23 protein-coding genes are annotated in these 21392 nt (G+C 61.8%); 11 read left to right on the plus strand and 12 right to left on the minus strand.

What is annotated here, in order from left to right:
- Positions 1–90 precede the first annotated feature (90 nt).
- From AEYBE204_RS33465 to AEYBE204_RS33485, 5 genes are all read left to right on the plus strand, one after another.
- Complete coding sequence (locus AEYBE204_RS33465; RefSeq protein WP_023462966.1) at positions 91–1662, plus strand: ATP-binding protein; 1572 nt, start codon at positions 91–93, stop codon at positions 1660–1662.
- A 195-nt stretch (positions 1663–1857) separates the two neighbouring features.
- Positions 1858–2286, plus strand: coding sequence for an HPr kinase/phosphorylase (locus tag AEYBE204_RS33470; RefSeq protein ID WP_023462967.1), 429 nt, complete (start codon positions 1858–1860; stop codon positions 2284–2286).
- Positions 2287–2429: 143 nt separating this feature from the next.
- Positions 2430–2834, plus strand: coding sequence for a PTS sugar transporter subunit IIA (locus tag AEYBE204_RS33475; RefSeq protein ID WP_023462968.1), 405 nt, complete (start codon positions 2430–2432; stop codon positions 2832–2834).
- Between the two features lie 326 nt (positions 2835–3160).
- The gene (locus tag AEYBE204_RS33480) at positions 3161–3454 is read left to right on the plus strand and encodes an HPr family phosphocarrier protein (RefSeq protein WP_023462969.1); all 294 of its coding nucleotides are present in this window, start codon (positions 3161–3163) and stop codon (positions 3452–3454) included.
- Positions 3455–4261, plus strand: coding sequence for a hypothetical protein (locus AEYBE204_RS33485; RefSeq protein WP_023462970.1), 807 nt, complete (start codon positions 3455–3457; stop codon positions 4259–4261). It abuts the gene before it with no gap.
- A gap of 36 nt (positions 4262–4297) precedes the next feature.
- Here the strand turns inward: AEYBE204_RS33485 and AEYBE204_RS33490 are convergent, their stop codons facing one another.
- The 3 genes from AEYBE204_RS33490 to AEYBE204_RS33500 form a co-directional block, all read right to left on the minus strand.
- Entirely contained in the window at positions 4298–4642 is a 345-nt protein-coding gene (locus AEYBE204_RS33490) for a hypothetical protein (RefSeq protein ID WP_023462971.1), read from the minus strand.
- 142 nt (positions 4643–4784) lie between these two features.
- Entirely contained in the window at positions 4785–5828 is a 1044-nt protein-coding gene (locus AEYBE204_RS33495) for a ribonucleotide-diphosphate reductase subunit beta (RefSeq protein WP_023462972.1), read from the minus strand.
- Between the two features lie 441 nt (positions 5829–6269).
- Positions 6270–7097: a tetratricopeptide repeat protein gene (locus AEYBE204_RS33500; RefSeq protein WP_023462973.1), complete on the minus strand. Its 828-nt coding sequence runs from the start codon at positions 7095–7097 to the stop codon at positions 6270–6272.
- Positions 7098–7240: 143 nt separating this feature from the next.
- Here AEYBE204_RS33500 and AEYBE204_RS33505 point away from each other — a divergent pair, with 143 nt between their 5' ends.
- The gene (locus tag AEYBE204_RS33505) at positions 7241–8728 is read left to right on the plus strand and encodes a M17 family metallopeptidase (protein ID WP_023462974.1); all 1488 of its coding nucleotides are present in this window, start codon (positions 7241–7243) and stop codon (positions 8726–8728) included.
- Here the strand turns inward: AEYBE204_RS33505 and AEYBE204_RS33510 are convergent.
- Positions 8715–9398, minus strand: a complete 684-nt coding sequence (locus tag AEYBE204_RS33510; RefSeq protein WP_023462975.1) for a hypothetical protein — start codon at positions 9396–9398, stop codon at positions 8715–8717. The genes AEYBE204_RS33505 and AEYBE204_RS33510 overlap by 14 nt on opposite strands.
- A gap of 204 nt (positions 9399–9602) precedes the next feature.
- Here AEYBE204_RS33510 and AEYBE204_RS33515 point away from each other — a divergent pair, with 204 nt between their 5' ends.
- Positions 9603–10457: an NlpC/P60 family protein gene (locus AEYBE204_RS33515; protein ID WP_023462976.1), complete on the plus strand. Its 855-nt coding sequence runs from the start codon at positions 9603–9605 to the stop codon at positions 10455–10457.
- Positions 10458–10539: 82 nt separating this feature from the next.
- Here the strand turns inward: AEYBE204_RS33515 and AEYBE204_RS33520 are convergent, their stop codons facing one another.
- On the minus strand, positions 10540–11232 hold the full coding sequence (locus AEYBE204_RS33520; protein ID WP_023462977.1) for a cytochrome c family protein: 693 nt from the start codon (positions 11230–11232) through the stop codon (positions 10540–10542).
- A 348-nt stretch (positions 11233–11580) separates the two neighbouring features.
- On the opposite strand from AEYBE204_RS33520, the gene AEYBE204_RS33525 reads away from it, so the two are divergent.
- Genes AEYBE204_RS33525 through AEYBE204_RS33535 form a run of 3 tightly spaced genes read left to right on the plus strand, consistent with a single transcriptional unit; the run spans position 11581 to position 13251 of the window.
- Positions 11581–12438: a prephenate dehydratase gene (locus AEYBE204_RS33525; protein WP_023462978.1), complete on the plus strand. Its 858-nt coding sequence runs from the start codon at positions 11581–11583 to the stop codon at positions 12436–12438.
- 31 nt (positions 12439–12469) lie between these two features.
- Entirely contained in the window at positions 12470–12745 is a 276-nt protein-coding gene (locus AEYBE204_RS33530; protein WP_023462979.1) for a DUF1778 domain-containing protein, read from the plus strand.
- Entirely contained in the window at positions 12742–13251 is a 510-nt protein-coding gene (locus tag AEYBE204_RS33535) for a GNAT family N-acetyltransferase (protein WP_023462980.1), read from the plus strand. Before AEYBE204_RS33530 ends, AEYBE204_RS33535 begins: the two co-directional genes overlap by 4 nt.
- On the opposite strand, the gene AEYBE204_RS33540 is transcribed toward AEYBE204_RS33535, so the two are convergent.
- The 5 genes from AEYBE204_RS33540 to ccmA form a co-directional block, all read right to left on the minus strand.
- Entirely contained in the window at positions 13226–13765 is a 540-nt protein-coding gene (locus AEYBE204_RS33540) for a DsbE family thiol:disulfide interchange protein (protein WP_023462981.1), read from the minus strand. The two genes, AEYBE204_RS33535 and AEYBE204_RS33540, sit on opposite strands and share 26 nt — an antisense overlap.
- Complete coding sequence (gene ccmD / locus AEYBE204_RS33545; protein WP_023462982.1) at positions 13762–13938, minus strand: heme exporter protein CcmD; 177 nt, start codon at positions 13936–13938, stop codon at positions 13762–13764. The genes AEYBE204_RS33540 and ccmD overlap by 4 nt, the downstream gene beginning before the upstream one ends.
- The gene (locus AEYBE204_RS33550; RefSeq protein ID WP_031231006.1) at positions 13938–14672 is read right to left on the minus strand and encodes a heme ABC transporter permease; all 735 of its coding nucleotides are present in this window, start codon (positions 14670–14672) and stop codon (positions 13938–13940) included. The genes ccmD and AEYBE204_RS33550 overlap by 1 nt, the downstream gene beginning before the upstream one ends.
- Positions 14673–14920: 248 nt before the next feature.
- A complete protein-coding gene (gene ccmB, locus AEYBE204_RS33555; RefSeq protein ID WP_023462984.1) occupies positions 14921–15589 on the minus strand; it encodes a heme exporter protein CcmB in 669 nt (222 codons plus the stop codon).
- Between the two features lie 171 nt (positions 15590–15760).
- Positions 15761–16408 (minus strand): heme ABC exporter ATP-binding protein CcmA, encoded by a 648-nt coding sequence (gene ccmA, locus AEYBE204_RS33560; RefSeq protein ID WP_369751902.1) that lies wholly within the window; start codon positions 16406–16408, stop codon positions 15761–15763.
- A gap of 173 nt (positions 16409–16581) precedes the next feature.
- On the opposite strand from ccmA, the gene acnA reads away from it, so the two are divergent.
- A complete protein-coding gene (gene acnA, locus AEYBE204_RS33565; protein WP_023462986.1) occupies positions 16582–19269 on the plus strand; it encodes an aconitate hydratase AcnA in 2688 nt (895 codons plus the stop codon).
- 249 nt (positions 19270–19518) lie between these two features.
- Here the strand turns inward: acnA and rhaM are convergent, their stop codons facing one another.
- Both rhaM and AEYBE204_RS33575 read right to left on the minus strand, forming a co-directional pair.
- Positions 19519–19836, minus strand: a complete 318-nt coding sequence (rhaM, locus tag AEYBE204_RS33570) for an L-rhamnose mutarotase (RefSeq protein ID WP_023462987.1) — start codon at positions 19834–19836, stop codon at positions 19519–19521.
- A gap of 160 nt (positions 19837–19996) precedes the next feature.
- The gene (locus tag AEYBE204_RS33575; RefSeq protein ID WP_023462988.1) at positions 19997–21352 is read right to left on the minus strand and encodes a rhamnogalacturonan acetylesterase; all 1356 of its coding nucleotides are present in this window, start codon (positions 21350–21352) and stop codon (positions 19997–19999) included.
- Between the last annotated feature and the right edge of the window lie 40 nt (positions 21353–21392).

Genomic DNA, 21392 nt, shown 5'->3' on the forward strand with positions numbered 1-21392 from the left:
GGCTATCGTTGGAAATCAGAAAGACACCCCACCACCATTGGCTCTGCCAATGGTCCCCCTCCCCGCGCAAGCGCAGGGAGGTATAATGTTATGAGTCCCGACAAGCCTTCTCCCTACCGTCTGCCGCGTTTCCGCTGGGGGCAATCGCGCCTCGGGCGGCTGATCCTGTTGCTCAATCTGGCGGGGCTGCTGGTACTCGTCATCGGCGCACTGGTGCTGAATGAGTTCCGACAAGGCCTGATCGACAACCGCAAGGAATCGCTCATGGCGCAGGCCGAAACCATGGGCGAGATCATCGCCGTGGTGGCCACCGCCGGTGATCCTGCCCCCTATCTGGAACCGCAAAACGCTGTGCTGGTGCTGGGGCGTTTTATCCCCGGCGAACAACGCGCCCGTCTGTTCGACGCCGCCGGTCACCCCATCGTCGATTCCTACGCCGTGTCCGAAACCGTCGATGTCCGGCCCCTGCCGCCGCTGGCCGAGGAACACGCCTCGGAAACCGCCAGCAACAAGGGCGCGCGTGAAAAGGATTACGAGACCGCGCTGGCCGCCGAGGTGCAGCAGGCGCTCGCCGGAGAAAATGTCGCCAGCGTCCGTTACAACGAAAAGGGCCAGAAGGTCGTCTCGGTCTCCGTGCCGCTACGCCGCGTCAAGGCCATCCTCGGCGTCCTGACCATCGAGGCCGGCGACGTCGACACCATCGTCGCCGCCCAGCGCTGGGCCATGCTGCCCTTCATCCTCGTGGCGCTGGGGACCAGCATCTTCTCGTCGCTGCTGCTCTACTGGCTGGTCAGCCGCCCGATCCACCGGCTTTCCGCTGCCGCCGACAGCGTGCGCTTGCAGAAATCGCGCGCCATGTCCCTGCCCGACCTCGAGGCGCGCAAGGACGAGATCGGTATTCTGGCCCGCTCGCTGGAGTCGATGACCGACGCCCTGTCGCGGCGAATGGACGAGATCGACCGCTTCGCCGCCGACGTCTCGCACGAGATCAAGAATCCCCTGACCTCGATCCGCAGCGCGCTGGAAACGCTCAGCCTCGTCAAGGACGAGAGCGCCAAGGCGCGTCTGATGGCCGTGATCAATCAGGACGTCCGTCGCGCCGACCGCCTGATCACCGACATTTCCAACGCCTCGCGCCTCGATGCCGAATTGTCGCGCGACGTGCCCAAACCCGTCGATGTCGGCGCCCTGCTCGACGACATCGTCTCGCTTTATCAGCACATGCCCGAAGGCAGCGGCGCGACGGTCAGCCTGACGCGCACCGTCACCCCTGCCTCATCGCGCGTACAGGGCCGCGAAGGCCCACTGGGCCAGGTCTTCCGCAACGTCATTGACAATGCCCGCTCGTTCTCTCAGCCCGACGGCGAGGTGCGCGTGGTGTTGGGCCATTCCGATGACGACGCGGCGCGCCCCCTATGCCTGACCGTCGAGGACGACGGCCCGGGCATCCCGGCGGAAAATCTGGAGACGATTTTCCAGCGGTTCTATACGTCGCGGCCCAAGGGCACGGACTTCGGGCGCAATTCAGGGCTGGGGCTGTCGATCTCGCGCCAGATCGTCGAGGCCCACGGTGGCCGTATCTGGGCTGAAAACCGTCTGGACGAGGATGGCAAAATCGTCGGCGCCCGCTTTACGATCGCCCTGCCGAACGTGTATCACTGACAAAACATACCTCCCCAACTTGTTGGGGAGGGGGACCGCACGACGACGCGCTTGCGCGGCTAGATGCGGTGGTGGGGGTTCTTGCTACTTGCGTCAGAGGCCGTTGAACCTCCGCAAGATACCCCACCACCCCGCCTTTCAGGCGCGGTCCCCCTCCCCGGCATAGCCAGGGAGGAATGATATCGGGAGCCACGCTTGAGCCGCATCATCCTCCACGCTACATCGCTGTCCGTACCGCTGAACGGCGTATGGCACGGCGTGCTTATCATGGGCCCGTCCGGCGTCGGTAAAAGCGACCTGGCCCTGCGTGCGCTGGAGGCCGGTTTCAGCCTGATCAGCGACGATTACTCCGTTCTCTGGGCGTCTGGCGATCACATTTTCGCCAGCGCGCCGGACACCATCGCGGGCAGGATCGAGGTCCGCGGCATCGGCATCACCACCCGCCCGCGCCGACCTCTCACCCGCATAAGTCTTTGTGTGCAATGCCAAAATTCACCCCCGGAACGTATGCCTGCCGACGAACTGACCCCCGTTCTGGGGTACGATCTGCCGACGCTGCGGCTTAACCCACGGGAAGCCTCGACTGTGGCCAAACTGCTCACTCGCTTAAGACTTTTGGCTTAAGACCGTTCACGGGCTTGGAATCGGGCAAAATTGGGCCTAAACCGTAAATCCCTTTTTGCGGTGCACCGCAGTTAGTCTATAATGGTAGTCTTGTGTCCCGGGCGGTCCACCGTTCCGGAGTCATGTGTAAGGATGACGCTTATATGATCGGACTGGTAATCGTGACCCACGGGGGACTGGCGGAGGAGTTCGTTTCCGCCATGGAACACGTGGTGGGTCCTCAGGACTCCGTGACCGCGATCTGCATCGGGCCGGACGACGATGTGGCCCAGCGCCGTCAGGATATCCTGAAAGCGACCTTTGCCAACGACACCGGCGACGGGGTGATTCTGCTTACCGACATGTTCGGCGGCACGCCGTCGAATCTGGCCATCTCCGTGATGGAACAGACCAAGGCCGAGGTCATTGCCGGGCTGAACCTGCCCATGCTGATCAAGCTGGCGACGCTGCGCAAGATCGAGAAGCTGGCCGATTGCGTGCAGCACGCTCAGGAAGCCGGGCGCAAATATGTGACCGTGGCCTCCTACGTCCTGTCGGGCGACAGCTAAACGCTTTTTATACCTCCCCAACTCGTTGGGGTATAGCGCCAGCGAAAGTATAGCTTTCGCAAGCGATGGGACCGCACGACGCTTGCGAAGCAAGCTAGATGTGGTGGTGGGGGTTCTTGCTTTCCTCCCCTCGCCGGTTTCCGTTGAACCTCCGCAAGATACCTCTCCGTCAGTCCGCTTTGCGTCCTGCCACCTCCCCATCTTCGCCAAAGGCTCGATAGGGAGGAGGGAGATAAAAATTCCTCATTGTCGCGCATGGTAAACAAGCGTTAAGACGCTGCTAATCAGAAGACGCTAAAAGTCTTCGTCAGCAGTGTAGAAACCCCATGACCGACACCACTTCCTCTTCCTCGACGGCGGCGCGCGTCGAAATCGTCAATGACAAGGGCCTGCACGCGCGGGCCTCGGCGAAATTCGTCAAGACCGCCGCCCTGTTCGACGCCCAGACCTATGTCGTCAAGGACGAATCGCGCGTCGATGCCCAATCGATCATGGGCCTGCTGATGCTGGCGGCCTCCAAAGGCACACACATCGACATCGAATCCGAAGGCAATCAGGCCGCCGAGGCCGTGGCGGCTTTGGTGGCGCTGGTTTCCGATCGTTTTGGCGAAGAGTCGTAGATGAATATACGCGGTTTCACTCTGGCGCTTTTACTGGCCGTCGCGGCCACCTCGGCTCATGCGGAGCTGGAAGACGGCGACGTGGTCATCGAAGAGGTGATCAAGCCGGCTGCCAAGCCGAAACCCAAGCCCAAACCGAAAGCCGTCGCGCCCAAGCCTGCTGCCAAGCCGCCCGCCAAATTGCCTGACGCCCCGATCCCGTATCATCAGCTCAAGGCCCCGGAAAAGGCACCCGTCAAGACCGCCGACAAGACACCGGAAAAACCGCACGTCGTGACCCACGACGATCCGCCGGTCGCCGTGGTGGTCAATAACCTGCCCCCGGCCTATAAGCCCGCCGCACCGGCCGTCGAACAGGCTCCGCCGCCGCCGCCCGAACCGCCGATCTCAGTGCTGAGCGCCAAAACGCACGACCTCAAATGCGAGACTCAGGTCGTCGGGCCGAAAGGCCTGATTTCCAAGGGTATCTTCTATCTGGAGGTCAGTCTGTCGGAGGTGTCGCCGGACGAGAACGCCCGTTTCAAAGTGCTGATGGCCGATCCGCGCCACGACAGCCTGCTAAAAGATACAGTGTGCGAAACCATCACCTGCGCGGTGAAAATCAGCCCGAACTTCTACGATCTCTATAATTCGCGCACCAAACGCGGCGCGCAGCTACGCGTGACGCTCGACCGCCACACCGGCGCGTTTCTGGCGCGCAAGACCGACGGCAAGGATATGATCAGCCTGCCGATCCGCAAGGAAGGGCCTGGCGAATACGAGCAGGGCTACTGCCAACCGCAGTCACGGCCCGATAAGCTGTTCTAAAAAGACTCTGGGGCCACAGGCCCCAGACCCCATGACTTAAGCCACCGCGTCGAATTTGCGGAAATCGCGGGCGTGCGCCTTGAAACCCTCGCGCGGGGCCGACGATACCGTGTCGCTCAGGGCCACATCGAACGCTTCGTCGAAATAGAGGACGCGGAAAGCGTCATTCACAAAGGCCAGCATGGCCGGACGGAAGGTCTTGGTCTGGCCGATGGTATGTACCTCGGCGACGATGGCCGTACCTTCGTAGGTCAGGTTCAGCGCCACCTTGCCCTTGAGGGCTTCCAGCGCCAGTTCGCGGTTCTTCGCCACCTGAGTCGGGTTCTTGCGGGCGATCGCGACGGGCTTGGGCGCCGAACGGTTGAAGTCGGGGTTTTTCATATCGGGCTTTCAAAACGAATAGGATCGGCGTCTATAGCGCATTCGGTTCGTGAGCGGGGAATAAAAAAAGCGCTCCGACATTAACCGACGGAGCGCTTTGTAATGGGGTCTGGGGCCTAAGGCCCCAGAGTCTTCAACTTACCTAAACCCCGGCCTTGGTGGCTTCGGCGCGCTTCTTGAGCAGGGTATCGAACGCGCCCCAGACGCCGTCGCCGCCGGTCCACTGGCCCTTGGTCGCGGCCTTGGAATATTCCGTGGCACGGGCTTCGAAGAAGTTGGCGTGTTCGACGCCCGACAGCAGGACCTGCAACCAGGGCAGCGGGTTTTCCTGCACGCCATAGACTTCGGGCAGGCCCAGCTGACGCAGGCGCCAGTCGGCGATGTAGCGGATATATTGCTTGATATCGTCCGGCGTCATGCCTTCGACCGGGCCCATTTCGAACGACAGGTCGATGAACTTGTCTTCCAGCGACACTACCGTCTTGCAGCAGTCGACGATGTCGTCGGCGACAGCCTTGGTCACCGCGCCGGTTTCCTTGTTGAAGGCGTGGTAGAGCTTGATGATGCCTTCGCAGTGCAGGCTCTCGTCGCGCACCGACCACGAGACGATCTGGCCCATGCCCTTCATCTTGTTGAAGCGCGGGAAGTTCATCAGCATGGCGAACGAGGCGAACAGTTGCAGGCCTTCGGTGAAGCCGCCGAACATGGCCAGCGTACGCGCGATATCGGCATCGGTGTCGACGCCGAACTTCTGCATGAAGTCGTGCTTGTCGCGCATGGCCTGATATTCCATGAACGCGCCGAATTCCGACTCCGGCATGCCGATGGTTTCGAGCAGGAGCGCATAGGCGGCGATATGGACGGTCTCCATATTGCCGAAGGCCGCCAGCATCATCTTGATCTCGGTCGGCTTGAACACGCGACCGTATTTTTCCATGTAGTTGTCCTGGACCTCGATATCCGACTGCGTGAAGAAGCGGAAAATCTGGGTCAGCAGGTTGCGTTCGTTGTCGTTGAGCTTGGACGCCCAGTCCTTGCAGTCCTCGCCCAGCGGCACTTCTTCGGGTAGCCAGTGAACCTGCTGCTGCTTCTGCCAGAAGTCGAAGGCCCACGGATAGCGGAACGGCTTATAGGCGTGGCTGGGGGTCAGAAGACCGGCTTTTTGAGTGGGCAGGATCAGGCTCATGGGAACTTCCGAATCGGTTACGCTGGACGGGATCGACGCCTATATCACCACATTTTGTGGTTTAGGGAAGCCTAATGCCCCACATATAGCGATCACATTTTGAGGGTATTTTGTCGCAGCCGTTCACGCGCAGGGCGTGAATCAGCGATTAACGATCGTTAACACACGGCGCGGAATGTGTTGAGTCGGATTCGTAATTGGTCCCCGGTTGCGAGCTCTAAACACTTTCATACTCCCCCAGTTTACTGGGGGAGGTGGATGGCCGAAGGCCAGACGGAGGGGGGCTCGCGTAAATGTCGCACACAAATCGGCTGGCCCGACGAGCGCAATGATGCGACGGCGAAGGCCCCCACCACCGCATCTAGCTCGCTATGCGAGCGTCGTGCGGTCCCCGGCACCGGCCGCCCGGCTCCCCACGTGGTGGGGAGGTATGATTTTGTTTTACCCGCCCTTGAGCGAGTTCCACGAGCGGTCGCCCGTCTGCGTCACCGGCGTCTTCAACTGCGCCTGAAACCAGGCCAGATTCTGATCGACCAGCTCCGGCGGCAGGTCCTGACGCAGCAGCTTTTCGGCTTCCGGCAGTTTGCCCTGCATCCCCAAAACCAGCGCCAGATTCTGACGCACCCGGATATCGGCACCCGGACGCGTCGAGGCCCGGCGCAGCAGGGTTTCCGCTCCGTCAAGGTCGCCATTGGCCGCCAGCGACATCGCCTTGTTGGTCAGGACCGCGGGGTTTTCCGGCGAAAGGGCGAGCGCCTTGTCCCACATCTGTTGTGCATCGTCGCCGCGCTTGGTCTGGTCGTAGGCGACGCCGAGCAGCGAGAAGGCGCGCCAGTCCCTGGCATTGACCTCGGTCGCGTGTTTCAGCGGTTCGATGGCGTAGAAGGCGTTGTTCTGACCGATGAAGGATTTCCCGGCCGCCAGCAGGGCTTCGTAATGATTGGGCGCGAACATCAACACGCGCTGGGCGGCTTCGCCGGCTTCCTTGTATTGCCCAAGCGTGCGCAGCGATTCCGACAGGGCCAGACCGGCCTCGACATCGGTCGGATCACGGTCGAATTCTCGGTTGAAAAAAGCGGCGCGGGCCAGCGGTTCCAGACGCAGGGCGGCGGCACGCTCCTGAGCGGTAGCCTTTTGTACCACCTTGGCGACGGGCTTTTCGGTCGCCTTGACCTCGGTTTTTTCGGTTTCGGGGGCCTTCTTGCCCCACGCAGCGGCAGGACCGGCGACAGTCAGAAGGGCGGCGGCGATCAGGAAAAAACGGGTCATGGCGGGAGCCTTGTGAACAAACCGGAGGCGTTCTGACCTCGAAAAACCAAAAGACAGGTTTTAAGCTTTGGTTCACAGGCCTAAAGATATGGTTAAACCTTGAGTCCTATCTTGGCCCGACTGTCTGAATTTCGAGTGATCCCATGTCCAAGCCCCTGCCCCCTTCAACCGCCAAACGCAGCGAAAACATCGTCTTCGGCGTCTTCGAGGACGAAGCGGACGGCGTTATCGCCGCGCTGAAACCGGCCCATGCGGGGTTTCTGAAAGCGCGCGGCTTTGCGGGCAAGGCAGGCTCGATCATCGTCCTGCCGAGCGGTTTAGGCTCGAACGAGACCGGCGGCCTGTGGGTGTGGTTCGGGCTGGGGGCGCGCAAGACCTATAACCCGTTGATTTTCCGCGCCCTGCCGTCGCAACTGCCTTATGGCGAGTGGCAATTGAAGGCCGATGCCGCGTTGGACCGCAAGGCGATCCACGTCGCGTTTCAACTGGGTTCCTACGTCTTCGACCGCTACAAGGCCGGCAAGAACCTGCGCGTCGAGGTGACGCTGGAAAGCGCCGACCTCAGCGAAGAGACCCGCGCCGAGATCGCCCGCGAAGTGGCGGCGCACGACCTCGTCCGCGACCTGGTCAATACCCCGGCCAATGACATGGGCCCGGCGGAGATCGAAGCCGCCGCGCGTAACGTGGCGGATCGTTTCGGAGCCAAGCTGACCGTCATTACCGGCGACGACCTGCTGAGCGAGAACTTCCCGGCGGTCCATGCGGTCGGTCGCGGTGCCGTCGCCGCGCGCACCCCGCGCTTTATCGAGATCGACTGGACGCCGCATGAGCCCTTCCCGAAAAGTGCGCAGCGGTTTTCGGACTCAGAAGGGCGACAAAATAATGTCGAGGATATCTCCGCCGAACCCAAGCCGGTCATCGCATTGGTCGGCAAGGGCGTGGCCTTCGACACCGGCGGCCTGAACATCAAGGGCGGTGCCGGCATGGCCCTTATGAAAAAGGACATGGGCGGCGCAGCCCACGCGCTGGCTTTGGCGCAGTGGATCATGGAATCGAACCTGCGCGTCCGCCTGCACGTCCTGATCAGCGCGGTGGAAAACGCCATTTCCGGCGACGCCTTCCGTCCCGGCGACGTCATCGCCTCGCGCGCGGGCAAGAGCATCGACATCGGCAATACCGATGCCGAGGGCCGTCTGATCCTCGCCGACGCCCTTACGCGAGCCAGTGAACTGTCGCCGGACCTGACGCTCGATTTCGCCACGCTTACGGGCGCGGCGCGCGTGGCGCTGGGGCCGGAAGTCATCCCGTTCTACACCGACGACGAAGAGATCGCTCGCCGTCTGGAGGTCGCCTCGATCGCCGAACACGACCCGCTGTGGCGGATGCCGCTGTGGGCCGGGTATCGCGATGCGCTGGAATCCGACATCGCCGATCTGCGCAACGATCCGCAGGCCTGGGCTCAGGCCGGATCGGTGACGGCGGCCCTGTTCCTGCAAAAATTCGCGCCGGAAAGCGGCGCGTGGGTGCATTTCGACGTCTATGCGTGGAACCCGCGCGGGCGCCCGGGTTTCCCGGTGGGGGCCGAGGCTCAGACCCTGCGGGCGTGCTTCCACATGATCAAAGGCCTTTGAATTTCAGATAGAGCCTGAACGGCGCGTACGGGTTTTCTACGGCGCGCCGTTTGATTTTGGCCTGAATATTCCCGACCGTTGCGGTAACGACTGGCATATGATCACCCGAATAAAGGGTCAGGATAAGCTGATCTTCCTTGCGCAGCTTGTTCCGGAACGCGCTGGCCCAAGCGTCGGATTTTCCCCCACATGAGGCGTCCTGCGGCAGGACCAGCACAAAAGGTGGCACGAGGTCTGCACTGGATTTCGGGTTACCGACGTCTTCAACCTGGCACAAAGGCAGGGTTTCATCCATGAACCGGCCCCGTACGGTAAGGTAACCCCCCTGAAAATACGCCTTGACCCCACCCTCCGGCAAGAGTCGTCGCCCCAGAAAGAAGCCGGACATTTCAATGTGGATATTTGCCGGTGCGGCCTTGTTATCCATGCCGTAAATGACAAGTCCCGGCGACAGCTTCATAAAGGCCGTCGCGACCGGCGTCATATCGGTCAAGCGTTCGGTGTCTTCCGGACTCAGAATATGGATGGCGGTACCGGTCAGACTGTCCGCACCAAGAAATAGCGTATCACCCGCATAATGCTGCGCCTGCCATGCCTGATAATTGAAGACCGTGAAAATCGCGAATGCCACGGCCAGTGCCGGTAATGCTATAAGCGCTACTTTTTTCATGTTCTCCCCCTGTAGTTACAGCATCTGCCATTATCGGCGCCCTATCAAGACGGCAGTGTTCCATTGCACAAAGGATGTTTCCTTCATTAACCCGACGTTCGCATCTTTGGTCTATCCTGAGCCCATAAGTGCTTCTGCGTTAACGCTTTTTTACGAAGATTAAAGCGGCGCAGACACCGGTGATGGTATCCGAAAGCGAGACATATGGCTCACGACGACTTCGATCCGCGCATGACGCCGTTCAAGGACGGCAAGGCCGATCAGCTCCTCGAAGGACTGATGCGGGCGCAGAACTTCGTCGTCGGCGAAACCATGGGCTGCACTAAGCCCTCGACCGCTATCCGCGCCGCGCCGAACGACAGCGCCGAACAATGGGACCAGCTCCTGTTCGGTGAGCGTTTCCGCGTCATCGAGCGTTCGCGCGATTACGTTTGGGGGCAATCCCTGCGCGACGGTTACTGCGGCTATGTGCGCGAAGACGAGCTGTCGCGCGAATGGTTCGTGCCGACGCACTTCGTCTCGACGCTGCGCAGCTACGTCTTTTCAGAGCCGAACCTCAAGTCGCGCATCGTCTGCGCCCTCAGCCTCAACGCGCTGGTCAGCGCCGGGGAAACCGACGGCAAATATACGCGCATCAACAATCTGGGCTGGATCTATACGGCCCACCTCGGCGATTTCGGCGGTTTTCACGGCGATTATGTCAGCGTCGCCGAAGCCTATCTCAATGCGCCCTATCAATGGGGCGGCCGCGAAAGCGACGGCCTCGACTGTTCAGGTCTGGTGCAGCAATCGCTCTACGCGGTGGGTCAGGCCTGTCCGCGCGATTCCGACATGCAGGCGGCCCTGGGACATGCGCTCGACATCGGCGCGGACCTGAAAGGGCTCTATCGCGGCGATCTGGTCTTCTGGAAGGGCCACGTGGCGATCATGTGCGACGAAGACCACATCATCCACGCCAACGGCTTCCATATGAAGACGGTCGTCGAGCCGTTACGCGAAGCCGTGGACCGCATCGACGCGGCGGGTGTGGGACTGCCGACCGCGTTTCGCCGGTTGTAATCCTGATTTACATCTGTCTCCGTTTACGGGGAAGGATGTAAGAAAAAAAGCCCCGGTGCGAACACCGGGGCTTTTTCGTGTCTTAGTGCGTGGCCTTGACCGGCTCGGTCGAGGCGACCGGCGTGGTCGCCGGATCGGCGGGCGGCGATTTCACTTCGCCATTGGCCGCCGGGGCACCGGCCGGTGCCGCATCGCCCGCAGGGGCTGCGCCGGGCTGGCGCGAGGGGTCCGGCGCTGGAATGCCGAGGCTGGAGCCCTTGGTGTGCAGATAGGCGATCAGGTTGATGCGCTCTTCCGGCTTCTTGATGCCAGCGAAGCCCATCTTGGTCCCCTTGACCCATTTGGCCGGGTTGCCGAGGAAGTGATAAAGCTGATCGTAGGTCCAGGTCGGGGCTTCGGCGGCGTGTGCCTTCATGCCGTCCGAATAGCCGAAGCCCGCATGGCTGGCGGTACCGCGACCGACGACACCCCACAGGCCGGGACCGGTCATGTTCGGGCCGCCTTCGTGGTCGTTGTGGCAAGAGGTACATTTGGCGAAAATCTTTTCCCCCGCGGCGATATCCGCCGTCGGCAGGACCGTACCCCAGTCGGGATCGAGTTCGACCGCCGCCGCGCCACCGGCTTCGGGCGCTTCGGCGACTTCGATGGCATAGCCGGGCTTGGCCGGGGCTTCGGTGTGGTACAGCGCGTCGACGCCGATGCGCACACCCATGATGACCAGCGCGGTCGCCAGACCTGCGCCCAGAATCTTGTTGAACTGAAGATTACCGCTCATGCCGCTTCGACGTCCTGACTCTAATTCTCGGTTGTGGCCGCCGATTTGACCGGATCGACGAAGCCTCGTCAATGCCGGTTGGCGGACCGTTATTTTGTTTCCTCTGGCTCTCTGACACGCGAAACGCCATTACGCAAGATGGCAGTACCCGCTCGACCGCAAAATGAGGCGTCAAAGCGGCACCCGTGTCAAATCGTCACACCCGGCGGCATGACCGCACGGACATCCCGCTTTATCGCGCTTTGCGAAAGCTGTGAAGCGGTTTTCACCCTCATTCAGCTAGGCGCTTGAAACTTGCCGGAAATAGAGGCACAGACGGCGCACATCTCTTTACGACGGCCTCCTTTCATGACCTCGACCGCTTCCAAGAAAATCGCCTATCAGGGCGAACCCGGCGCTTTCAGCCATCAGGCCTGCAAGCGCTGGTTCCCCGACAACGTACCGACGCCGTTTCCGACGTTCGAGGCGGCGTTCGCGGCGGTCAATGCGGGCGAGTGCGAACTGGGTATGATTCCGGCGGAAAACGCCCTGGCCGGTCGCGTCGCCGACGTGCATCAACTCCTGCCGCATTCGGGCCTCAAGATCGTCGGCGAGCGCTTTCTGCCGATCGAGATGATGCTGATGGGCGTGCCGGAAACCGAGCTTGCCAACATCACGGTCGCCTTTTCGCACACCATGGCCCTGCTTCAGTGTCGCAACTCGCTGCTGGCGCTCAACATCAAGCCGGAAATGTTCCACGACACCGCCGGTTCGGCGCGCGCCTTGAGCGAAACACGTGAACTGAACCGCGCCGCCATCGCGCCGGAAATCGCCGCCGAACTGTACGGGTTGAAAATCCTGCAACGCAATCTGGAAGACGCGCACAACAATACGACGCGATTCCTTGTCCTGACCGCGCAGGATCAGGTGGTCGAGCCGTCCGCTGAGAAGATTTTGACCAGTTTCGTCTTCGGCGTGCGCAATATCCCTGCGGCCCTGTACAAGGCGCTGGGCGGCTTTGCGACCAACGGCATCAATATGATCCGGCTGGAAAGCTATATCCGCGACGGTATCTTCGCCTCGACCTTTTTCTATGCCGAGGTCGAGGGCCGCCCCTCCGACCACCTGCTGAAACTGGCCTTTGAGGAACTGGCGTTTTTCGCCGAAGAGGTCGAGATTCTGGGCGTCTATCCCATGGACCCGTTCCGCGCGACGCAATCTTCTTGATAAGTACGGCAAAATACCGTACATTAAGCGCATGGAACAGGCCCGATCTTCCCGTCTCGAAACCCGCATAGCGCCCGACGCTCTGGCGCTGGTCCGGCGTGCGGCGGAACTGCAAGGCCGCAGCGTCAGCGATTTCGTGGTCGCTGCCGCTCAGGCCGCCGCCAGCCGGGCCATCGAAGAGGCTCAATTCATTCGACTGTCCGTCGAGGATCAGCGCGCCTTTGCCGAGGCGATCATCGACCCGCCCGCGCCGTCTCCGGCGCTAGAACGCGCGGCCAAAGCCCATGCGCGGCTGATCATCCGGTGAGTTTTCGCATCGAAGCCCTGAGCGCTGCTCATGATCGGCAAGGCTTCGTGTGCGGTTCGGAACCGCTCGACCGCTATATCCGTACGCAGGCCACGCAGGACGTCAAACGCCGGATCAGCAATGTTTTCGTGGCGCGCGATGTCGACGGCGCGATGGCCGGATTTTATACGCTCGCGGCGACCAGCCTGCCCCTGACCGAGCTGCCGCCGGAAGAGATCAAGCGTTTGCCGCGGTACGGTTTGTTGCCTGCCGCCCTGATCGGGCGGTTGGCGATCAACCGGCGTTTTCAGGGGCAGGGGCTCGGCGGGGCGCTGATCATCGACGCGGCTTTGCGGGCGGCGCGCAGCGAACCGGCGATCTTCGCCCTGATTGTCGATGCCAAGGACGACAAGGCCGTGGCTTTTTATGAGCATTACGGTTTCCGCCGGTTTATCAGCCGCCCCGACTCGCTGTTCCTGCCGATGGCGACGGTGCTGAAAGCTATTCCAGCCGCGTCCCAGCCTTGACGGCGTCATACACCTTATCGACCGTTTCCGGCAGGATCGGGCCAGTGATCTTGTCGATCACCACGCCGTCAGGTCCGACGATAAAGGTTTCCGGCACGCCTGAAATCCCGAGGTCCAGCCCCATCGCGCCGTCTTCGTCGGACAGGATTTTCGCATAAGGGTCGCCGTGCGTATTGACGAAGCTCAGGCCGTTGATCGGCGTGTCCTTGTGGTCGATACCGATGATCACTACGCCCTTGGCTTTGAGGTCCATCAGATAGGGATGCTCGGCCTGACACGGCGTGCACCACGAAGCGAAGACATTGACCAGAACAGGCTTATTGTAGCCCGCGACCAAGGCTTTCAGCGTCACCGCCGAACCGTCGTGCAGGTCGGTCAGGGCGCGTTCGGGCACGGGCTTGCCCACCAGTTCCGCCGGGGCGTATTCGGCCTTTTTGTGGAAATTGTACCAGCCGAGGACACTCAATACGCCCACCAGCACGACCAGCGGCACGGCCAGAATCAGCCGTTTCACGCGTCCACCTTTTGCGCTTTTTCAGCGGCCAGAGTCTCTTGCAAAGCTTTCAGTTTCGCTGCCCGGTCGCGGTGAGCGACGACGCTGAGCACGGTCAGGCCGATCAGCGCCACCGCCGAAACACCGTAACAGCCCCAGACGTAAAAGGCGTATTTGCCCATATCCAGATCCATTACGCCCCTCCTTCGCGGAAGCTGATCCGCGCGCGCAGACCGTTATATTTGCGGCTCAGGATTTCGCTGTCGATGCGCACCAGCCACAGCCAGATGAACAGCAGATGATAGGCCAGCGCCATGATCAGCAGTGGCCATAGCATGGCCGGCGCCACCGTCGGCCCATCGGCGCGAAACACCGACGCGCCCTGATGAAGGGTGTTCCACCAGTCGACGGAAAACTTGATGATCGGCAGATTGACCAGCCCGATCAGCGCCAGAATGGCGGTCGATTTTGCCGCCCGCATCTCGTCCTCGATCGAGGCGTGCAGGGCCATATAGCCGATATAGAACAGGAACAGGACCAGCACCGAGGTCATCCGCCCGTCCCACTCCCACCAGGTGCCCCACATCGGCTTGCCCCACAGCGAGCCGGTAACAAGCGCCAAAGCGGTGAACACGGCCCCGATGGGTGCGGCGGCCTTGGCGGCGGCATCGGCCAAAGCGTGGCGGAAGATCAAACCGAAGAAGCTCGACACGCCCATGACGAGGTAGGTGAACAGGCCCATCCACGCCGCCGGGACGTGGATATACATGATGCGCACCGTGTCGCCCTGCTGGTAATCCTCAGGCGAGGCGAAGCAGAGGTACAGGCCCCAGACGAACAGGATCGCGGTCGCCGCCGCCAGATACGGACGCACGGGCGCGAACACCTTGGAGAAGCGCTCGGGATTGGCCAGCCAGCTAATGATCATGGGTTTTTCATAGGCGTTTCGGGGATAGGCGGCAAGGGCCATCCTGCCGCAGGGAGCTTACCTTATACCTCCCCACCACGTGGGGAGGGGACCGCGCCGATTTATCGACGCGGTGGTGGGGGCCTTCGCAGTCAGAGAATCGCACTCATCGGCCAGTCGATTTATACGCGGTATCTACGCGCGCCCCCCTCCGTCATTTGCTTCGCAAATGCCACCTCCCCCGGCACGCCGGGGGAGTATAAATAGTTTCAGTTCAACGCGCTCCTCAACGCCGCGCCCATCGCAATCGGCGACAGGGCCAGCGCGAACAAACCGTAAGCCCCCAGCAGCCCCAGTGCCTGAGCGATCGGCGCGCCGGTGACATAGGCGTCCATCAGGCCCGCGCCGAAAATCACCGGCGGCACGTAAAACGGCAGGACCAGCAGCGCGATTAGCACCCCGCCCTTGCGCGACCCGAGCGTGAGGCTGGCCCCTACCCCGCCGATCAGCGAAAAGCTCAGGGACCCGATCAGAGCGGCGATCAGGCTCAGGCCCGCCGCATCGGCCGGCGCGCCGAGAATGATCATCACCACCGGCGTCATCAGCGATAGGATCAGCCCGGTGCCCAGCCACTGGGCCAGACATTTGAGCAGCGCCACGGCTTCGAGCGCCAGCGGCCCGGTGCGCAAAAGGTCGAACACGCCGTCTTCGTAATCGCGCTCGAACAGGCGCTCCAGCGACAGCAACGAGGCCAGCGCCAGACACAGCCACGTCAGCCCCGGCGCGATGCGCGACAGGGTCTGCGCGTCGGGTCCGAGGCTCAGGGGCACCATGGCCATCAGGGTAATGTAGAACCCGGCAGCCAGCACCGGCCCGCCGCCACGCGCAAAAGCCAGGGACAGGTCGCGTTTGAGGAGAGCAAGGGCGGCAGGGATCATCTGACGCCGCTTTCCCCTCGCCCCAATGGGGAGAGGGTGGCGCGTAGCGCCGGGTGAGGGGGCAACCCAAGCTTATCCCGGCATGACATTTTGTATATCATTCTCCTGACGGTGAAGGCCCCCTCACCCCAGCCCTCTCCCCACGGGGGAGAGGGGGCTTTTAGAGCAGGCCTACCCATACACCGCCTCCCCTATCTCGGCGCGTACCAACCGTAGTTCCCGCGTCTCAAACGGCAGCGGATCATGCACGGCACAGACAATCAGCCCGCCCTCAGACAGATGCGTCTGCATCATCCCCGCCAGCGACGCCCGGTGTTCGGCATCGAGCGGCGACATCGGTTCATCCAGCAACCACACGGGCCGCCTGACCATCAGCAAGCGCGCCAGCGACAGTCGCCGCTTCTGCCCCGCCGACAGCATCCGCGTCTCAAGATCGAGCAGCCCGTTCAAACGCAACTTCCCAACAGCCTCGGCCAGCGTCTGCGCGGTCCCGCCGAGGTACGCGCATTGAAACGACAACTCCTGATCGACGCGCCGCGACGGGCTCAAGGACTCCGCATGACCAAGATAATGAGAATTACTCGCAACAATACTATCGTCACTGTTGTCATCGCCGATGCGAATACTTCCGCTATGCGGCGGTGCAAACCCCGCCAGAGCCCGCAAAAGTGTCGTCTTGCCCACGCCATTGGCCCCGGTCAGGGCCACGCACTCCCCCGGCCCAACCTCAAAATTCAATTCGGAAATCAACAGTTTATAGCCTTTTTTCAGGCTCAAACCCTCGACCCTTATGGCAAACGGCATCAAATAAACTTTCAAATAGTCCCTTACCTTACATAGACGTGTTCATTGAACAAGTTTAGTAAGATGTGCGACCGCACCATCGCCCGGCTCTGCGCGACCTTTTGCGAACCCTGTGTGTCCGTTCACGGGCGCGCGCCGGCACCTTCAGGCTCATCGTGGGCCATACGGTCGTACCGAAGGAACCGCATATGTCCGTTGACAGTTTCGTATCGAAGGCCGAGCTCAGCGTTGGCGATAAGACCTACACCTATTACAACCTCAAGGCCGCCGAAGCCAATGGCCTGCCCAATATTTCCCGCCTGCCCGCCTCGCTGAAGGTGCTTCTCGAAAACCTGCTGCGCAACGAAGACGGCGTCTCGGTGACCAAGGCCGACATTCAGGCCCTGGCCAACTGGATCGACAACAAGGGCTCGGTCGAACACGAAATCTCCTTCCGCCCGGCGCGCGTCCTGATGCAGGACTTCACCGGCGTCCCCGCCGTCGTCGACCTCGCCGCCATGCGCGACGCCATGGTCAAGCTGGGGGCCGATCCGGCCAAGATCAACCCGCTCAACCCCGTCGATCTGGTCATCGACCACTCGGTCATGATCGACTATTTCGGCACCGCCGACGCCGCGAAGAAGAACGTCGACCGCGAATATGAGCGCAATATGGAACGCTACAACTTCCTGCGCTGGGGTTCGTCCGCCTTCAACAATTTCCGCGTCGTGCCGCCGGGCACCGGTATCTGCCACCAGGTCAATCTCGAATATCTGGCCCAGACCGTATGGACCAACGTCTCGTCGGGCGGCGAAGTCGCCTATCCGGACACCGTCGTCGGCACCGACTCGCACACCACCATGATCAACGGTCTGAGCGTGCTCGGCTGGGGCGTCGGCGGCATCGAAGCCGAAGCCGCCATGCTGGGGCAGCCGATCCCCATGCTGATCCCCGAAGTCATCGGCTTCAAGCTGGTCGGCAAGATGCCGGAGGGCGCGACCGCCACCGACCTCGTCCTGACCATCACCCAGATGCTGCGCAAGAAGGGCGTGGTCGGTAAATTCGTCGAATATTTCGGCGACGGCCTGCTGACCATGACGCTCGAAGATCAGGCGACCATCGCCAACATGGCCCCGGAATACGGCGCCACCTGCGGCTTCTTCCCGGTGTCGCAAGCCACCATCGACTACCTGACGGCGTCGAACCGCGAGCCGGAACGCGTCGCCCTCGTCGAAGCCTATGCCAAGGCACAGGGCCTGTGGCACGATGCCGAGGTCGATCCGGTCTTCACCGACACGCTGGAGCTGGACCTCGGTTCGGTCCTGCCGTCGCTGGCCGGTCCGAAGCGCCCGCAGGATCGCGTGCTGCTCTCCGACGCCGCCACCGAATTCGCCAGGGCCCTCAGCGGTGAGTTCAACAAGTCGGGCGACGAAACCCGCTCCGCCGCCGTCGCCGGGACCGATTTCAGCGTCCGCCACGGCGACGTGGTCATCGCCGCCATCACCTCCTGCACCAATACCTCCAACCCCTCGGTGCTGATCGCCGCCGGTCTGGTGGCGCGCAAGGCCCGCGCCTTGGGCCTGACCTCGAAGCCGTGGGTCAAGACCTCGCTCGCCCCCGGCTCTCAGGTCGTCACCGATTACCTCGACGCGGCGGGTCTCAGCGAAGACCTCAACGCGCTGGGCTTCAACCTGACCGGCTACGGCTGCACGACCTGCATCGGTAACTCCGGCCCGCTGCCCGACGCGATTTCCGCCGCCATCAACGAAGCCGACCTCGTCGCCGCCTCGGTCCTGTCCGGCAACCGCAACTTCGAAGGCCGCGTCAATCCGGACGTCCGCGCCAACTACCTCGCCTCGCCGCCGCTGGTCGTCGCCTACGCCATCGCGGGCTCCCTCAATGTCAATCTGAGCACGGATGCCCTCGGTGTCGGTTCGGACGGCAACCCGGTCTATCTCAAGGATATCTGGCCCTCGAACGCCGAAATCGCCGAGATCCAGCGCGCCAACGTCACCAACGACAAGTTCAAGACCCGCTACGCCGACGTCTTCAAGGGCGACGAACACTGGCAGGCCATCGCCGTCTCGGGCGGTCAGACCTATCAGTGGGACGCCACCTCGACCTACGTCGCCAACCCGCCCTATTTCGAAGGCATGTCGATGACCCCGGACAAGGTGACCGACATCGTCGAAGCCCGCGTTCTGGGCATCTTCGGCGACTCGATCACCACCGACCACATTTCGCCCGCCGGTTCGATCAAGAAGACCTCCCCCGCCGGCAAGTGGCTGACCGATCACGACGTCCCGGTGTCGGAGTTCAACTCCTACGGCGCGCGCCGCGGCCACCACGAAGTCATGATGCGCGGCACCTTCGCCAATATCCGTATCCGCAACAAGATGACCCCCGAAATCGAAGGCGGCGTCACCAAGCACTTCCCGTCGGGCGACGTCATGCCGATCTACGACGCGGCCATGCGCTATAAGGCCGAAGGCCGCAACATGGTCATCTTCGCGGGCAAGGAGTACGGCACGGGCTCGTCGCGCGACTGGGCGGCCAAGGGCACCAAGCTGCAAGGCGTGCGCGCCGTCATCGCCGAATCGTTCGAGCGCATCCACCGGTCGAACCTGGTCGGCATGGGCGTCCTGCCGCTCCAGTTCAAGATCGACGGCTGGCAGAAGCTGGGCCTGACCGGTGAGGAAATCGTCACCATTCGCGGTCTGGAAAACGTCTCGCCGCGTCAGGAACTGATCGTCGAGCTATTCCGCGCTTCGGACGGCAAGGTCGCCCGCTTCCCGGTCCGCTGCCGCATCGATACGCCGACGGAGCTGGAGTATTTCAAGAACGGCGGCGTGATGCCCTACGTGCTGCGCAATCTGGCGCGCGGCAAGGAAGCATAGTTTTAAGTAAGAATGCAGGAGGCTCGCCTCCTGCACCTCATAATAAAAAAGCCCCACTGGCAACAGTGGGGCTTTTTAGAGACTGTTTGGGAAGTAAGCGGTTGAGCGCCCGTGAGGGATTTTTCCAAAACTTAAGATTGGCCGCAAGGCCGAAATAAAGCCTCGATGTGAACATCGGGGAGAGTTTCCAACGTAGCGGGCGGAAATAAATAACCACGGGAGCGACCCGAAGACTTTCCAAACAGTCTCTTAGGCCATGTAGAAGACGTGTTTCAGGTCCGTGGCGACCGGCGAATTGTCCGGATTGCTGTCCATGATATCGGCCATATAGGCCCACCACTTCTTCATCAGCGCCGTCGCGGGCAGGTCGGCCATCGTGTGGTCGTCCGTACGCTTCAGCACGCCGAACAGAGTCAGGGTCTCAGAATCGAGAAAGATCGAATAGTCCGACACGCCCGCTTCGTGTAGGAGGTCGGCCAGTTCAGGCCAGATTTCGTCGTGGCGCTTCTGGTACTCGGCCTCGAAGCCGGGTTTCAGTTGCATCTTGAAGCCGTGGATTTGAGTCATGGTTTGGTGCTCCCTTTCATACTCCCCCGCTGCGCGGGGGAGGTGGATTTTGTCGCGCAGCGACAAAAGACGGAGGGGGGCCTTGCGGTCTGGTTAAGGCCCACCACCGTTCGCTGCGCTCACGGTCCCCCCTCCCCGCTAAAGCAGGGAGGGATGTTTTTTAGTTCCCCGATACCTTTGCCACGACTTCGCGCATCAGCGGCCAGTCGGCGGGTTGAATTTCGAACGCCTTGGTATCGACCGGCTTCGCGGGATCGAAGGCCACAAAATCGCCAGATGCCCGAAGGTCGAGGCTGTTGGCCGGATCGGTAATCGCCTGCGCCACATAGTTGGCGATGGTGAAAGCCCCATAGGCGTTATGGTGCGTACCGTCCTTACCCGAATTGGCGAAGGCCAGCGGGCTGATCTCCGGCCCCAGCGCCTCGTACAGGGTCTTCGTTTTGGCGGTGAGGTCGATGAACGGGATACCCAGTTCCTTCGCCGTATTGCGCACGGCGTCGTCGTAACCGGCGAGGCTGTTGGTGATCACCCCGTCCTTGAAGGTCCGGCGCGACACCGGCGAAATCAGCACGACCTGAACGCCGTGGTCTTGCGCATCGGCGACCAAGGCCTTGAGATAGGCGGGATAGCCGCGTCCGGCGCTCACATAGGTGCGTGGCCACTGTTTTTTCTGGTCGTTGTGACCGAATTGAATGAGCAGGATATCGCCGGGGCGGACCTCGCTCATCACCTTGTCCCAGCGCAGGCTCGTCATGAACGATTTCATCGTCTCGCCCGACCGCGCGTGGTTGGCGACAGAAAGTTCGGTCGACAGGAAGCGCGGCAGCATCTGCCCCCACGAGGCGTAGTCGGCGCCACCCTGATCGGCGACCGTCGAGTCGCCGACGATGAAGACGCGGCGGGCGGGCGTGGCTTTCTCGATCTCGATGGCTTGCACCGCCGGGGCCGAACCTGAAAAGGCGATGGTCAGCTTGTCGTCCCAATCGCGGCTCTGGGTCGGCTCGTCGCCGCGCAGCAGTACCTTCGGGGTCTTGATCACATCCTGTTCGGAGACGACCAGATTGGGATCGCGGACATTGACGAAGAATTCAACGGTTTTGGATTCGCCCTTTTTCAGCACCACCGGGGCCAGCATTAGGCGGCGGTCCTCGGCCCAGACCGAGGTGCGGCTGCCGGTTTTTAGCTTGGTCTTTTTATCCTGTCCCAGCGTGACGCGGACGCGATAATCACCCGGTGCGACCTTGATCGCCAGCGCGATTTCGTTGCCGTCCTTCGTATTGGTGAAGCCATAGCCTTTGGCCTCGTCATAAGCCTGCGCCGGCGTCAGGGCGATGGCATCGGGGGCAGCCTTATAGGCAGGATCGAGGATGAAGCGGTAAGCGGGGGTTGGTGCCGTCACGGTTTTGGAAGACTCCTGAGCCATCGATGGCGTGGCGAAACCTATGGTCGCGGCGACCGCCAGCCATAACGCCACGGCATCACCGAGAATCCCATTTTTTTGATTATTTTTGATCATATCGGCGGTTTCCCTGCTCAAATCTGGCATTTATATGCTC

Origin of the sequence: Asticcacaulis sp. YBE204, from assembly GCF_000495855.1 — a bacterium.
Lineage (GTDB): Bacteria > Pseudomonadota > Alphaproteobacteria > Caulobacterales > Caulobacteraceae > Asticcacaulis.

Bases quoted from the DNA above. Each gene is read 5' to 3' on its own strand.
- AEYBE204_RS33465 (WP_023462966.1), top strand. From the start codon at position 91: ATGAGTCCCGACAAGCCTTCTCCCTACCGTCTGCCGCGTTTCCGCTGG.
- AEYBE204_RS33475 (WP_023462968.1), top strand. From the start codon at position 2,430: ATGATCGGACTGGTAATCGTGACCCACGGGGGACTGGCGGAGGAGTTC.
- AEYBE204_RS33480 (WP_023462969.1), top strand. From the start codon at position 3,161: ATGACCGACACCACTTCCTCTTCCTCGACGGCGGCGCGCGTCGAAATC.
- AEYBE204_RS33485 (WP_023462970.1), top strand. From the start codon at position 3,455: ATGAATATACGCGGTTTCACTCTGGCGCTTTTACTGGCCGTCGCGGCC.
- AEYBE204_RS33490 (WP_023462971.1), bottom strand. From the start codon at position 4,642: ATGAAAAACCCCGACTTCAACCGTTCGGCGCCCAAGCCCGTCGCGATC.
- AEYBE204_RS33495 (WP_023462972.1), bottom strand. From the start codon at position 5,828: ATGAGCCTGATCCTGCCCACTCAAAAAGCCGGTCTTCTGACCCCCAGC.
- AEYBE204_RS33500 (WP_023462973.1), bottom strand. From the start codon at position 7,097: ATGACCCGTTTTTTCCTGATCGCCGCCGCCCTTCTGACTGTCGCCGGT.
- AEYBE204_RS33505 (WP_023462974.1), top strand. From the start codon at position 7,241: ATGTCCAAGCCCCTGCCCCCTTCAACCGCCAAACGCAGCGAAAACATC.
- AEYBE204_RS33510 (WP_023462975.1), bottom strand. From the start codon at position 9,398: ATGAAAAAAGTAGCGCTTATAGCATTACCGGCACTGGCCGTGGCATTC.
- AEYBE204_RS33515 (WP_023462976.1), top strand. From the start codon at position 9,603: ATGGCTCACGACGACTTCGATCCGCGCATGACGCCGTTCAAGGACGGC.
- AEYBE204_RS33520 (WP_023462977.1), bottom strand. From the start codon at position 11,232: ATGAGCGGTAATCTTCAGTTCAACAAGATTCTGGGCGCAGGTCTGGCG.
- AEYBE204_RS33525 (WP_023462978.1), top strand. From the start codon at position 11,581: ATGACCTCGACCGCTTCCAAGAAAATCGCCTATCAGGGCGAACCCGGC.
- AEYBE204_RS33530 (WP_023462979.1), top strand. From the start codon at position 12,470: ATGGAACAGGCCCGATCTTCCCGTCTCGAAACCCGCATAGCGCCCGAC.
- ccmD (WP_023462982.1), bottom strand. From the start codon at position 13,938: ATGGATCTGGATATGGGCAAATACGCCTTTTACGTCTGGGGCTGTTAC.
- AEYBE204_RS33550 (WP_031231006.1), bottom strand. From the start codon at position 14,672: ATGATCATTAGCTGGCTGGCCAATCCCGAGCGCTTCTCCAAGGTGTTC.
- ccmB (WP_023462984.1), bottom strand. From the start codon at position 15,589: ATGATCCCTGCCGCCCTTGCTCTCCTCAAACGCGACCTGTCCCTGGCT.
- acnA (WP_023462986.1), top strand. From the start codon at position 16,582: ATGTCCGTTGACAGTTTCGTATCGAAGGCCGAGCTCAGCGTTGGCGAT.
- rhaM (WP_023462987.1), bottom strand. From the start codon at position 19,836: ATGACTCAAATCCACGGCTTCAAGATGCAACTGAAACCCGGCTTCGAG.
- AEYBE204_RS33575 (WP_023462988.1), bottom strand. From the start codon at position 21,352: ATGATCAAAAATAATCAAAAAAATGGGATTCTCGGTGATGCCGTGGCG.